The organism is Azoarcus sp. TTM-91, assembly GCF_012911025.1.
In the GTDB taxonomy this organism is placed as follows: Bacteria; Pseudomonadota; Gammaproteobacteria; order Burkholderiales; family Rhodocyclaceae; genus Azoarcus.
This window is the reverse complement of sequence record NZ_WUEI01000128.1, coordinates 1-12,113: the sequence shown is the minus strand read 5'-3', so window position 1 is coordinate 12,113 and position 12,113 is coordinate 1. Positions and strand designations below refer to the sequence as shown.

General features: G+C 68.7%; 13 protein-coding genes. 10 read left to right on the top strand and 3 right to left on the bottom strand.

Annotation, left to right across the window (positions count from 1 at the left end):
* Positions 1 to 48 precede the first annotated feature (48 nt).
* The 3 genes from GRF61_RS21055 to hpaR all read right to left on the bottom strand — a co-directional run bounded on the left by GRF61_RS21055 (position 49) and on the right by hpaR (position 2,690).
* Positions 49 to 909, bottom strand: coding sequence for a hypothetical protein (locus tag GRF61_RS21055; protein ID WP_169152584.1), 861 nt, complete (start codon positions 907 to 909; stop codon positions 49 to 51).
* 159 nt (positions 910 to 1,068) lie between these two features.
* Positions 1,069 to 2,025 carry a helix-turn-helix domain-containing protein gene (locus GRF61_RS21050; protein WP_169152583.1) on the bottom strand — a complete coding sequence of 319 codons (957 nt, stop codon included), beginning with the start codon at positions 2,023 to 2,025 and terminating at the stop codon, positions 1,069 to 1,071.
* Positions 2,026 to 2,165: 140 nt separating this feature from the next.
* Positions 2,166 to 2,690, bottom strand: a complete 525-nt coding sequence (gene hpaR, locus GRF61_RS21045; RefSeq protein ID WP_169152582.1) for a homoprotocatechuate degradation operon regulator HpaR — start codon at positions 2,688 to 2,690, stop codon at positions 2,166 to 2,168.
* Positions 2,691 to 2,872: 182 nt separating this feature from the next.
* On the opposite strand from hpaR, the gene GRF61_RS21040 reads away from it, so the two are divergent.
* The 10 genes from GRF61_RS21040 to hpaI all read left to right on the top strand — a co-directional run.
* Positions 2,873 to 3,889 (top strand): TRAP transporter substrate-binding protein, encoded by a 1,017-nt coding sequence (locus GRF61_RS21040; protein ID WP_169152581.1) that lies wholly within the window; start codon positions 2,873 to 2,875, stop codon positions 3,887 to 3,889.
* A gap of 24 nt (positions 3,890 to 3,913) precedes the next feature.
* Positions 3,914 to 4,489, top strand: a complete 576-nt coding sequence (locus GRF61_RS21035; RefSeq protein ID WP_169152580.1) for a TRAP transporter small permease — start codon at positions 3,914 to 3,916, stop codon at positions 4,487 to 4,489.
* Positions 4,486 to 5,814, top strand: coding sequence for a TRAP transporter large permease (locus GRF61_RS21030; protein WP_169152579.1), 1,329 nt, complete (start codon positions 4,486 to 4,488; stop codon positions 5,812 to 5,814). The genes GRF61_RS21035 and GRF61_RS21030 overlap by 4 nt, the downstream gene beginning before the upstream one ends.
* 13 nt (positions 5,815 to 5,827) lie before the next feature.
* Complete coding sequence (locus tag GRF61_RS21025; protein ID WP_169152578.1) at positions 5,828 to 6,490, top strand: fumarylacetoacetate hydrolase family protein; 663 nt, start codon at positions 5,828 to 5,830, stop codon at positions 6,488 to 6,490.
* Positions 6,487 to 7,272, top strand: coding sequence for a fumarylacetoacetate hydrolase family protein (locus GRF61_RS21020; protein WP_169152577.1), 786 nt, complete (start codon positions 6,487 to 6,489; stop codon positions 7,270 to 7,272). Before GRF61_RS21025 ends, GRF61_RS21020 begins: the two co-directional genes overlap by 4 nt.
* A complete protein-coding gene (hpaE, locus tag GRF61_RS21015) occupies positions 7,269 to 8,729 on the top strand; it encodes a 5-carboxymethyl-2-hydroxymuconate semialdehyde dehydrogenase (protein ID WP_169152576.1) in 1,461 nt (486 codons plus the stop codon). The genes GRF61_RS21020 and hpaE overlap by 4 nt, the downstream gene beginning before the upstream one ends.
* Positions 8,730 to 8,938: 209 nt before the next feature.
* Positions 8,939 to 9,787 carry a 3,4-dihydroxyphenylacetate 2,3-dioxygenase gene (hpaD, locus tag GRF61_RS21010; protein ID WP_169152575.1) on the top strand — a complete coding sequence of 283 codons (849 nt, stop codon included), beginning with the start codon at positions 8,939 to 8,941 and terminating at the stop codon, positions 9,785 to 9,787.
* Positions 9,788 to 10,044: 257 nt separating this feature from the next.
* Positions 10,045 to 10,431, top strand: a complete 387-nt coding sequence (locus GRF61_RS21005; protein ID WP_169152574.1) for a 5-carboxymethyl-2-hydroxymuconate Delta-isomerase — start codon at positions 10,045 to 10,047, stop codon at positions 10,429 to 10,431.
* Positions 10,432 to 10,463: 32 nt separating this feature from the next.
* Positions 10,464 to 11,267 (top strand): 2-oxo-hept-4-ene-1,7-dioate hydratase, encoded by an 804-nt coding sequence (hpaH, locus tag GRF61_RS21000; RefSeq protein WP_169152573.1) that lies wholly within the window; start codon positions 10,464 to 10,466, stop codon positions 11,265 to 11,267.
* 43 nt (positions 11,268 to 11,310) lie between these two features.
* Positions 11,311 to 12,113 (top strand): 4-hydroxy-2-oxoheptanedioate aldolase (hpaI, locus tag GRF61_RS20995; RefSeq protein ID WP_169152572.1); only part of this gene is annotated, 803 nt, incomplete at its 3' end.

Below are 12,113 nucleotides of genomic sequence, written 5' to 3'. Positions count from 1 at the left end.
TAAGAGACAGCCCTGGGGGGACGCGGGGCTGCGGGCCTGGCGGGCGCCTCAGGAGGCGTCGTCTGCCGGCGCGATTTCGAGGATGCGGTTGCGGCCCTGTTCGGCCAGCAGGTAGTGGCCGTGGCCTTCGGGCAGGATGGTCTGCGCCGAGCGCAGGTGGCTGAGCACCGTCTCCAGCTCGCCGTCCGGCTTGAGCAGCAGCAGGCGGGCCATGTGGGTGGCGTCTTCGGTGATCCACACGCCCTTGGCATCGCACAGCAGGAAGCCGGGTTCGTTGAGGCCGCCGACCAGCGTGTTGTCCTCGCCCCTGGCCTGCCATTGCTTCACATGGCCCTTCTTTTTCTCGGTGTAGAGCAGGCGGCCATCCGGGCAGACGGCGATGGCTTCGGCCTGCTGCAGATGCTCGCGCAGCACCTCGACCTTGCCGGTGGCGGCGTCGTAGCGCAGCAGGCGGCCGTCGTCGCGGTCCTCGATGGCGTAGAGCAGCCCGCCGTCGCTGGCGACACCCTCGATGCTGTTGCCGGTGAACAGCGGCTCGGTCTTGCCCTCATGCAGCCACAGCAGCGCCTTGCCGTCGTTCTCCTGGCCGATGGCGATGCCGCCCCGGTAGCGGGCGAAGCCGTCCGGCTTGTACAGGCCGGATACGATGGCGGTGCGCTTGCCGTCGGCGGTGAGCCGCAGCACCGTGCCTTTGCCGTGCAGGTATTCCTGCGAGGCCAGCAGCACGCCGTCGGTGTCGCGTATCAGGGCGCTGACGCGTTCGATCTCGTCGGCGTAGACGCGCGACTGCCAGCCGTCGCCGGTCACCGTCGGATAGAGGTGCTTCCAGCCGGCCAGCCCCAGTGGCGGAAAGACCAGTACGGCGGCGGCGATGAGCAGCCAATTCAGGGGTTTGCGAGGCAGGTGCATGGAAGGCTCCGGCAAGCGCGGCAGCTTTCTTTCCACTCCCGCGGCAGGAGTATTTCCCAGGGCTTGTGAAAATTTCGTTGGATGGGGGAGGGGGGCGCCCCTCTCCTTTTGCGGGAGAGGGGTGGAACGCCGGCGTGCTGGTAATTCGAGCGGCTGGGCCTACTCCGACAGCCCCCGCCGCCAGGTTTGCGGCGCTACGCCGTAGCGGCTCTTGAAGGCGCGGCTGAACTGGGCGTTGTCGGTGAAGCCGTGGTCCAGGGCGATGTCGGTGATGGTGCGGTGTTGCCGGGCGGGGTCGGCCAAGGCGGCGCGGCAGCGTTCCAGGCGGGTTTCGAGGATGAAGCCGGCGGGGGTGAGGCCGTGGTCGCGGAACAGCAGGAAGAGGGAGCGGCGGGAAACGTGCAGGGCGGCGGCGAGGCTGTCGGGGCCGAGGGCGGGGTCGTCCAGGTTGTCCAGCACATGGCGGCGGGCTTCGGCGAGGCGGCGGCCGCCGCGGTCGTCGGCGGCGCGGGTGGCGGCCTGTTGCAGCAGGGAGTGCGATAGCAACTGGGTGGCGGCGTCGACCACCGCATCCGCGCCGCGCAGCCCCTCGGGCGCGGCATTGCCGGCGAGGGAGAGCAAGGCGTAGAGGGCGCCGCGGGAGGCGGCGTCCGCCTGCAGCGCGGCGCCGCACAGGTGGTCGGCCACGCCGCGCCATTCGGGGCAGCGCTCGTGCGGCAGCAGGAGCACGGCGAAGCGGGCGCCGTCGTCGATGTCCACGCGGTAGGGCAGGGCGGTGTCGTACACCGTCCAGTCGCCGGCCTGCAGGCTTGCCCGGTTGCGGCCCTGGGCGATTTCGCTGCGGCCGTCGATCTGCCACAGCGCTTTGAACCAGCCGCGCTCGGCGTGGGCGGCGTGGTGAGCGGTGCGCTCCACCCGGTGGGCGTCGGACTGCACCAGCGCGAGCAGCGCGGACTCACCGGCCACCACGTCGAGCTGGGCGCGGAAGCGGTCGCGCCGGCGCGGCTGCACCTCCAGCGGCAGGAAGCGGGTGTTGACGAGATCGGCCCAGCGGGCGGGGGAGTTGACGGCGACGCCGGACGTGCCGGCTGCTGCCTCCGGTCGGGGGAAGTCCATGCTCTGTCTCCTTGCGTCGCGGTCTTTGCCGCGCGCTTGTTTTTTCCTTGCGGTCGCCAAGCTTAAGCCCTTGGCCGGCGTTTCGGCAGTCCTGCGCGCGGGGCGTTTCCATTGCGCGCTGCAGCGGAACCGCGGGGCGTTCAGTCGCGCGCTTCGTCCTCGCTCGCCGCCTTGCGCCGGCGGGCCGGGGCGCTCATCGGTGCGTCGCTGGGCGGCAGGTCCACCGTGGCCACGGCGTCCAGCCGGGTGGAGAGCAGGCGGTCGAGCTGGGCGTAGGTTTCGTCCAGCAGTGGCTTGCCCACCGCCTCTTCCAGCCGGCGGTACTGCTGCTCGATCAGCGGCGCCATGCGCCCGATGATGTCCAGGCTGCGGGGGGTGAGGCTGACCAGCATGCGGCGCTGGTCTTCCGGCACCCGGCGGCGCTCCACCAGGCCGAGTTCCTCCATGCGCAGCAGCACCCCGGTGAGGCTGGGGCTGAGGATCTGACAGGCTTCGCAGATCTGCCGCGGCTCCATCTCGCCCTGTTCGCTCAGCGTGCGCATCACCCGCCACTGCTGCTCGGTCAAGCCGAAGTGGGTGATGATCGGGCGGAAGTGGGCGAGCAGGGTCTCGCGTGCTTTCAGCAGCAACTGCGGCAGGTTGCGGTGGGCGATGGGGGCGCTCATTGGGGTGCCTCGTCCTGTCTCTGCTGCGGCTTTGCGGGCCGCGCTGCGGGGAATGCGGTCATTCATCATAAATCTCCTTGGCTCCGATTCTAGCAGTTGACTCACTAATATCTTAGTGATCAAATTGCTAACATATTAAGTAATCGTGCCGCCCAGGCACGTGTCAGGAGAGAGGAGAAGAGATGAACAAGCGCCTGTTGGTCGCGGCGTCCGCCTGCGTGTTGTCCCTGCCCGCGTTCGCGCAGGAGGTGACCCTCAAGATCGCCCATTTCCTGCCCTCGGTGGCGCCCGCCCAGCAGCAGGTGATGCAGCCCTGGTGCGATGCGCTGGCCAAGGATTCCGGCGGCCGCATCAAGTGCCAGTTCTTCCCGGCGATGCAGCTCGGCGGCACCCCCGCCCAGCTCGCAGACCAGGTGAAGAACGGCGTGGCCGACGTGGTGTGGACCGCGCCCGGCTACTCCGCCGGCCGCTTCCCGCTGATCGAAGCGCTGGAGCTGCCCTTCGTCGTCTCCGACGCCAGCAGCGGCAGCCGCGCAGCCTGGTCCTACTACGAGCAGTACGCCAAGGCGGAATTCGACGCCTACAAGGTGCTGGCGGTGCACGTGGATGGCGGCGTGGCACTGCATACCGCGAAGAAGCCGGTGAAGGGCCTGGCGGACATCGCCGGCCTGAAGCTGCGCGCGCCCACCCGCATGGCCTCCAAGACCCTGGCCGCGCTCGGCGGCGAACCGGTGGCGATGCCGCCGGCGCAGGTCACCGAGGCCATCGCCAAGGGCGTGGTGGATGGCGCCATGGGCGCCTGGGAAGTGGTGCTGCCGACCAAGCTGGACGAAGTGGCCAAGTTCCACGCCCAGCCGGCGGCAGGCAAGCCCTATCCCTCCACCACGGTGCTGGCGATGCTGATGAACAAGCAGAAGTACGACAGCCTGCCGGCCGACCTCAAGGCAGTCGTGGACAAGCACAGCGGCGCCGCGCTGGTGACGAACTTCGGTCGCGTGTGGGACGAGGTGGCCACCGCCACCCGCGCCAAGGTGGCGAGCCACGGCAACGCGGTGGTGCAGCTCTCCGATGCCGAACTGGAAGCGATGAAGAAGGCCGCCCAGCCGGTGGAGGAAGAGTGGATCAAGCAGGTGAGCGCCAAGGGCGTGGATGGCCGCAAGTTGGCCGACGCCGCCCGCGCGCTGGCCAGCGGCCAATAACAAGAAAGCACGGAGGAGACAGCTATGAACGAACCTATGGGGCTGCCGCCCGAACTGCGGCAGCGCAACGCGGCGGAGGCCGCGCTGAGCGGGATCTGCAAGCTGCTGGCCTACGCCGGCGGCGCGCTCTTCCTCAGCCTGATGGCGATGTCGCTGGTGTCCATCGTCGGCCGCAAGCTGGGCTTTGGCTCGGTGAATGGCGACATCGAGCTGATGCAGGCGGGCACCGCGGTTGCGGCTGCCGCCTTCCTGCCGTACTGCGCGCTGATGGGCGAGAACCTGAAGGTGGATTTCTTCACCGAGCACCTGCCGGCGGCGCGCAAGCGCTGGATGGACGGCAGCGCAGACCTCATCCTCGCCATCGCGGTGGCGGTGCTGGCCTGGCGCACTGCGCTGTCGGCCATCTCCATCCATGAGGTGGGCGAGGTGACCACGCTGGTATCGCTGCCGGTGTGGATTCCGGTGGCGGCGCTGGTGCCCAGCCTGGCGCTGACTTCGCTGTGCGCCTTCTACCGCGCGGCCATCGCCTTCTTCCGCCGCAAGGCGATGCCGGCGGCCAGCGGGCTGGAGCGGGCTGCCGTGCCGGAGGTGGCCAAATGAGCGGCACCGCTGTCGGCCTGCTGGGTTTCGGCGCCCTGCTGGCGATGCTCTCCGTCCGTATCCACATCACCATGGCGATGTTCATCGCCGGTGCCGGCATCTACCTGGTGATGAACAGCGGCATGGCGGACGGCCTGCTGTACACGCTGAACAACCTGGTCTACGCCCGGCTTTCCAACTACGACCTGGCGGTGATCCCGCTGTTCATCCTGATGGGCCAGTTCGCCACCCACGGCGGCCTGTCCAAGGCGCTGTTCCGTGCCGCCGGCACGCTGATCGGCCACTGGAAGGGCGGCATGGCGATGGCTTCCACCGCCGCCTGCGCTGCCTTTGGCGCCATCTGCGGCTCCTCGCTGGCCACCGCCGCCACCATGGGCCAGGTGGCGTTGCCGGAACTGCGCGAGCGCGGCTACTCCGGCAAGCTCGCCACCGCTACGCTGGCGGCCAGCGGCACGCTGGGCATCCTGATTCCGCCGTCGGTACCGCTGGTGATCTATGCGGTGCTGACGCAGGAATCCATCGGCAAGCTGTTCGTCGCCGCGGTCATCCCCGGCATCGTCGCCGCGCTGGGCTACATCCTGGTCATCCGCATCATCGTCAGCCGCAATCCGGAAGCCGGTCCGGCGGGGGAAAAGGCCAGCGTTGCCGAGATGATCAAGGCTCAGGTCGGCATCATCCCGGTGCTGCTGGTGTTCCTGGTGGTCATCGTCGGCATCTACGGCGGCTGGGCCAATCCCACCGAAGCGGCCTCCATCGGCGCGGCAGCCTGCGGCGTGCTCGCCTTCGTCACCGGCGGCATGCGCTGGAAGGGCTTGTCGGCGAGCATTCTCGGCACCGCTCACGCCACCGCGATGATCTTCATGGTGCTGATCGGCGCCGACCTGCTGAACTCGGCGCTGGCGCTGTCGCAGATGCCCACCGAGCTGGCCAACTGGGCGCGCGATTCCGGCATGCCGCCGCTGGCCATCCTGTTCGCGGTGCTGGCCATCTACGTGCTGCTGGGCTGCGTGATGGACTCGCTGGCGATGATCCTGCTCACCATTCCCATCTTCTACCCGATGATCATGGGCCTGGATTTCTTCGGCATGAGCCAGGCGGACAAGTCCATCTGGTTCGGCATCCTGGCGCTGATGGTGGTGGAGATCGGCCTGGTGCATCCGCCGGTGGGCATGAACCTCTATGTGATCAACAAGCTGGCGCGCGACGTGCCGATGAAGGACACCGCCCTTGGGGTGATGCCTTTCCTGGCTTCCGACTTCGCGCGCATCATCCTGCTGGTGTTCGTGCCTGGCCTCGCGCTGTGGCTGGTGCATGCACTGGGTTGAGGAGACACACACGATGACAAGCAAACCCCTGCCGCTTGCCGGCACGGTGTACGGCGTGGTGATGAATGATCGCGTCTCGGTGGCCCGCCTCGGCGCGGCCGCCGCCGAAGCGCCCTACAAGGGCGCGCCCAAGGCGCCGGTGCTCTATATCAAGCCGGCCAACACCCTGGTGGGCGAGGGCGCCGCGGTGCGCCTGCCGCAGGGTGAGGCGCGGGTTGAAGTGGCCGCCACCGTCGGCATCGTCTTCGGTGCGCCGGCGGCGCGCCGCACGCCGGCGGATGCGCTGGAGACTGTGGCCGGCTACCTGCTGGTGGCCGACCTCAGCCTGCCGCACGCCAGCTATTACCGGCCGGCGATCCGCGAGAAGTGCTTCGACGGCGCCTGCCCGGTCGCCGCCCGGGTGGTGCCGGTGGCCGAAGCCGGCCGCCTGGGCGACATCACCTTGCACACCTTCTTCGATGGCCTGCCTGTGGCCGAGCGCACGCTGGCGGACCTGGTGCGCGGCGTGCCGCAGTTGATCGCCGACGTTTCGGAATTCATGACGCTGCAAACCGGCGACGTGCTGTTGGTCGGCGTGGAATACCAGTCGCCGCAGGCCGCTCCCGGCACGAAGGTGCGCATCGCCGGCGGCGCGCTGGGCGCGCTGGAATTCAGCATTGCGGAGGAAGCACGATGAAGCGCGCACGCATCGCCTGGCAGGGCGGCATCCACGAGGCGCAGCCTCACGGCGCGGACCAGTTGCGGCTGGCCGATGGCCGCATCGTCGGCCAGGCGGAAGTCACCTGGCTGCCGCCGGTGCAGCCGCGCACCGTGTTCGCCCTCGGCCTCAACTACGCCGACCACGCCAAGGAGCTGGCCTTCAAGGCGCCGGAAGCGCCGCTGGTCTTCCTCAAGGGGCCGAACGCCTACACCGGCCACCGCAGCTTCAGCCGCCGCCCGGCGGATGCCACTTACATGCATTACGAGTGCGAGCTGGCGGTGGTGATCGGCAAGGCCGGCTACCGCATCGCCAAGTCAGATGCGTATGACCATGTGGCCGGCTACACCGTGGCCAACGACTACGCCATCCGCGACTACCTGGAGAACTGGTACCGCCCCAACCTGCGGGTGAAGAACCGCGACGCCTGCACGCCGCTCGGCCCCTGGCTGGTGGACCGCGCTGACGTGCCCGACCCGATGGCGCTGCGCCTTACCACCCGGGTGAACGGCGTCACCACCCAGGAAGGCAGCACCGCCGACATGATCTTCGACGTGCCGACGCTGATCGAATACCTGTCGTCCTTCATGACGCTCTCGCCCGGCGACCTCATCCTCACCGGCACGCCGGAAGGGCTGGCCGACGTCCGCGCCGGTGACGTGGTCGACACCGAGATCGAAGGCATAGGCTGCCTCACCAACACCATCGTCGACGACGCCGGCTGGTTCGGCGCCGCAGGCCAAGGAGCACACGCGCAATGACGACCATCCAACACATCATCGGTGGCCGCGAAGTCGGCAGCGCCGAAAGCTTCGACACCCTCAATCCCGCCACCGGCGAAGTGCTCGCCCGCGTCGCCAGCGGCGGTCAGGACGAAGTGAACGCCGCGGTGGCCGCCGCCAAGGCCGCCTTCCCCGGCTGGGCCGCCACCCCGGTGAAGGAGCGCGCCCGCCTGCTGCGCCGCCTGGGCGACCTCATCGCCGCCCATGTGCCGGAGCTGGCCGAGCTGGAAACGCGCGACTGCGGCCAGGTCATCGGCCAGACCAAGAAGGCGCTGATCCCGCGCGCGGCGGACAACTTCTACTACTTCGCCGAACTCATCCAGCACCAGCACGGCGAAACCTACGATTCCGACACCGGCCACCTCAACTACACCCTGTGGCAGCCGGTGGGCGTGGTGGCGCTGATCTCGCCGTGGAACGTGCCCTTCATGACGGCCACCTGGAAGACCGCGCCCTGCCTCGCCTTCGGCAACACCGCGGTGATGAAGATGTCCGAACTGTCACCGCTCACCGCCACCCGGCTGGCGCAGCTGGTGCTGGAAGCTGGCATTCCGCCGGGCGTGTTCAACCTGGTGCACGGCTACGGCCACACCGCCGGCGAAGCGCTGGTCAGCCATCCGGATGTGCGCGCCATCTCCTTCACCGGCTCCACGCTCACCGGCAACCGCATCGTCAAGTCCGCCGGGCTGAAGAAGTTCTCGATGGAGCTGGGCGGCAAGTCGCCCTTCGTGATCTTCGACGACGCCGACTACGAACGCGCGCTGGACGCCGCGCTGTTCATGATCTTCTCCAACAACGGCGAGCGCTGCACCGCCGGCAGCCGCATCATCGTGCAGCACAGCATCTACGAACGCTTCGTCGCCGACTTCGCCGCCCGCGCCGCCAAGCTGACGGTGGGCGACCCGCTGGACCCGGACACCATCATCGGCCCGATGATCAGCCGCGGCCACTGGGAGAAGGTGACGCGCTACATCGAGATCGGCCAGGAAGAGGGCGCCCGCCTGGTGCTCGGCGGCGGCAAGCCCGAAGTGCCGGCGCATCTGGCCGGCGGCAACTGGGTGCAGCCCACCGTATTCGCCGATGTGGACAACCGCATGAAGATCGCTCAGGACGAAATCTTCGGCCCGGTACCCTGCCTGATCCCGTTCAAGACCGAGGAAGAGGCCATCCGCATCGCCAACGACACGCCCTACGGCCTGTCCTCCTACCTCTGGACCGAGAACACCGGCCGCGTGCTGCGCATGGCCAAGGCCATCGACGCCGGCATGACCTTCGTGAACAGCCAAAACGTGCGCGACCTGCGCCAGCCCTTCGGCGGCACCAAGGCCTCCGGCACCGGGCGCGAGGGCAACCACTACAGCTACGAAGTGTTCTGCGAGGCCAAGAACGTGGCGATCTCGTACGGCAGCCACCCGATTCCGCGCTGGGGCGTATGAGGGGCGTGTGAGCCATTGAGTCACCGCCACCGCCGCCCGCGCCCTCCGGCATCTGGTGCCCGAGGGCGCGGGCGGCGGTGGCATGCGAACCGGCAGGGAAACAACAGCAACACGGCGGCCGAGCGCGCACAGAACGCGGCCCGCCGCCGGCTCCGGCAGAGAGCGACCCGGAGTTCCATAACCACAGGAAAGCGCAAGAGGAGAACACCATGGGCAAACTCGCCCTCGCCGCCAAGATCACCCACGTACCGTCGATGTATCTGTCCGAACTCGATGGTCCGCACAAGGGCTGCCGCCAGCCCGCCATCGACGGCCACATCGAGATCGGCCGCCGCTGCCGCGAGCTTGGCGTGGACACCATCGTCGTCTTCGACACCCACTGGCTGGTGAACAGCGGCTACCACGTGAACTGCGCGCCGCACTTCGAAGGCGTGTACACCAGCAACGAGCTGCCGCACTTCATCAAGAACATGCCCTACGCCTACCCGGGAAACCCGGCGCTGGGCAAGCTGCTGGCCGAGGTGTGCACCGCCGAGGGCGTGAATACCCGCGCCCACGACGCCACCACGCTGGCGCTGGAGTACGGCACCCTGGTGCCGATGCGCTACATGAACGCCGACCAGCACTTCAAGGTGGTGTCGGTGTCGGCGCTGTGCACCGTGCATAACCTGGCGGACTCGGTACGCCTGGGCGCGGCCATGCGCAAGGCGGTGGAAGCCCACTACGACGGCAAGGTCGCCTTCTTCGCCAGCGGCTCGCTGTCGCACCGCTTCGCCCAGAACGGCGTCGCCGAGGAGTTCATGCACAAGATGTGGAGCCCCTTCCTGGAAACCATGGACCACGCGGTGGTGGACATGTGGCAGCGCGGCGACTGGAAGACCTTCTGCGAAATGCTGCCGGAGTACGCCGACAAGTGCCACGGCGAAGGCTTCATGCACGACACCGCGATGTTGCTGGGCGCGCTGGGCTGGGACGAGTACCGCGGCAAGGTGGAGGTCATCACCCCCTTCTTCGGCAGCTCCGGCACCGGGCAGATCAATGCGGTGTTCCCGGTCTGAGCTGAAGGCGGGAGGCCAGTTGAAACGCAACACCCCTCCGAGCCACCGGCGTCTTTCCCCCTCCCCCTCGAGGGGGAGGGCCGGGGAGAGGAGGACGCCCCGCAGGGGCGTAATACGGCCTGGAGTGCCAAACGGCCGTCCCCTTTCCCGCCAGGGGAGAGGGGCCTAAAAGCCAAGGCCTGCTGAATCGCCTCCGCTCCCATTTCCCCCCGACCTTGCGCAGCCGCCCACCAATACCTTTCACGGACTCCCGCACCATGGCCCACCTCATCTTCGAATACTCCGCCAACCTTCGCGCCGAGGGCGACCTCCCCGGCCTGCTGAAGAAGGCCAACGCGGTGATGATCGCCCAGGGGGTGTTCCCGGTCGGCGGCATCCGCTCGCGCGCCATCGAACTCACCGACTTCTGCGTCGCCGACGGCAGCGCGGATGACGCCTTCGTCCATGCCACCGTCAAGATCGGCGCCGGCCGCAGCGCCGAGGCGCGGCAGAAGACCGGCGACGAGCTGTTCGACATGATGAAGGCCCACTTCGCCGCCCTCTTCGACCGCCGCTACCTGGCGCTGTCGCTGGAGCTGCAGGAGTTCTCCGAGGCCGGCACCTGGAAGCACAACAACATCCACGCCCGCTACCGCAAGGCCTGAGCGGCCGGCGCCCCACACCAAAGGACAAGACCATGCTGCCCCAAGAGACCATCGCCGCCATCGCGCTGCGGCTGCACCAGGCCGAGAAAACCCGCGAACAGGTGCGCGCGCCGTCGCTGGACCACCCGGAGATCACCATCGCCGACGCCTACGCGGTGCAGCGCGAGGGCATACGTCTGAAGCTCGCCGAGGGCCGCACGATCAAGGGCCACAAGATCGGCCTGACCTCGCGCGCGATGCAGATGTCCTCGCAGATCGACGAGCCCGACTACGGCACGCTGCTTGACGACATGTTCTACAACGAAGGCGCCGACATCCCGCTGTCGCGCTTCATCCTGCCGATGGTGGAGGTGGAGCTGGCCTTCATCCTCAAGGACAGGCTGGAGGGGCCGGACGTCAGCGTGTTCGACGTTCTCTCCGCCACCGATTACGTGATCCCGGCGATCGAGATCATCGACGCCCGCTGCCACCGCATCGACCCCGACAGCAAGCGCCCGCGCCGCGTCATGGACACCATCTCCGACAACGCCGCCAACGCCGGCCTGGTGATGGGTGGCCGCGCGGTGAAGCCGATGGATGTGGACCTGCGCTGGGTGGCGGCGCTGCTCTACCGCAACGGCGTCATCGAGGAAACCGGCGTGGCCGCCGGCGTGCTCAACCATCCGGCCAACGGCATCGCCTGGCTGGCCAAGAAGTTCGCGCCGCATGGCGTCGCGCTGGAGCCGGGGCAGGTCATCCTCGCCGGCTCCTTCACCCGGCCGGTGGCGGCGCGCGCCGGCGACACCTTCCACGTAGACTACGGCCCGCTGGGCTGCATCGCCTGCCGCTTCGTCTGAGCCGCCGCGCGCCCAGCCCATCCGCCTTCGCGAGAGTCCTCCCATGCAGATGCCCGAAAACCGCTTCAAGCGCGCCCTGGCGGCGCCCGCCGCCGACCAGCCGCTGATCGGCCTGTTCCTCGGCCTGGCTGATCCCTACAGCGCCGAGATCGTCGCCGGCACCGGCTACGACTGGCTGATGGTGGACGGCGAGCACGGCCCCAACGAGCTGCGCACCGTCCTCGCCCAGCTGCAGGCCCTGGCCGCCTATCCGGTGAGCCCGGTGGTGCGCACCGCCGACCACAACGTCGCCGCCATCAAGCGCCTGCTCGACATCGGCGTCCAGACCCTGCTGGTGCCCATGGTGGAGTCCGGCGAGCAGGCCCGCGCCCTGGTCGCCGCCACCCGCTACCCGCCGGCTGGCGTCCGCGGCGTCGGCACCGCGCTGGCGCGGGCGGCGCGCTGGAACGGCGTGCCGGACTACTTCGCCCGCGCGGATGAAGAGGTCTGCCTGATCCTGCAGGTGGAATCCCGCGCCGGCCTCGCCGCCATCGAGGACATCGCCGCGGTGGAAGGCGTGGACGGCATCTTCGTCGGCCCCTCCGACCTCGCCGCCTCGCTCGGCTACCTCGGCCAGCCCGGCCACCCGGAGGTGAAGGCCGCGGTGGAAGACGCGCTCGCCCGCATCGCCGCCGCCGGCAAGGCCGCCGGCGTATTCGCCTCCGATCCCGCCACCGCCCGCGGTTATTGCGAGAAAGGGGCACGTTTCGCCGCCGTTGGCGTCGACACCCTGTTGCTGCGCAACGCCGCGCTGCGCCTGGCCCAGTCCTTCAAGGGCGAGAGCGGGGCGGCGGGGGCGGCTTATTG

Bases quoted from the DNA above. Each gene is read 5' to 3' on its own strand.
- GRF61_RS21055 (WP_169152584.1), bottom strand. From the start codon at position 909: ATGCACCTGCCTCGCAAACCCCTGAATTGGCTGCTCATCGCCGCCGCC.
- GRF61_RS21050 (WP_169152583.1), bottom strand. From the start codon at position 2,025: ATGGACTTCCCCCGACCGGAGGCAGCAGCCGGCACGTCCGGCGTCGCC.
- hpaR (WP_169152582.1), bottom strand. From the start codon at position 2,690: ATGAGCGCCCCCATCGCCCACCGCAACCTGCCGCAGTTGCTGCTGAAA.
- GRF61_RS21040 (WP_169152581.1), top strand. From the start codon at position 2,873: ATGAACAAGCGCCTGTTGGTCGCGGCGTCCGCCTGCGTGTTGTCCCTG.
- GRF61_RS21035 (WP_169152580.1), top strand. From the start codon at position 3,914: ATGAACGAACCTATGGGGCTGCCGCCCGAACTGCGGCAGCGCAACGCG.
- GRF61_RS21030 (WP_169152579.1), top strand. From the start codon at position 4,486: ATGAGCGGCACCGCTGTCGGCCTGCTGGGTTTCGGCGCCCTGCTGGCG.
- GRF61_RS21025 (WP_169152578.1), top strand. From the start codon at position 5,828: ATGACAAGCAAACCCCTGCCGCTTGCCGGCACGGTGTACGGCGTGGTG.
- GRF61_RS21020 (WP_169152577.1), top strand. From the start codon at position 6,487: ATGAAGCGCGCACGCATCGCCTGGCAGGGCGGCATCCACGAGGCGCAG.
- hpaE (WP_169152576.1), top strand. From the start codon at position 7,269: ATGACGACCATCCAACACATCATCGGTGGCCGCGAAGTCGGCAGCGCC.
- hpaD (WP_169152575.1), top strand. From the start codon at position 8,939: ATGGGCAAACTCGCCCTCGCCGCCAAGATCACCCACGTACCGTCGATG.
- GRF61_RS21005 (WP_169152574.1), top strand. From the start codon at position 10,045: ATGGCCCACCTCATCTTCGAATACTCCGCCAACCTTCGCGCCGAGGGC.
- hpaH (WP_169152573.1), top strand. From the start codon at position 10,464: ATGCTGCCCCAAGAGACCATCGCCGCCATCGCGCTGCGGCTGCACCAG.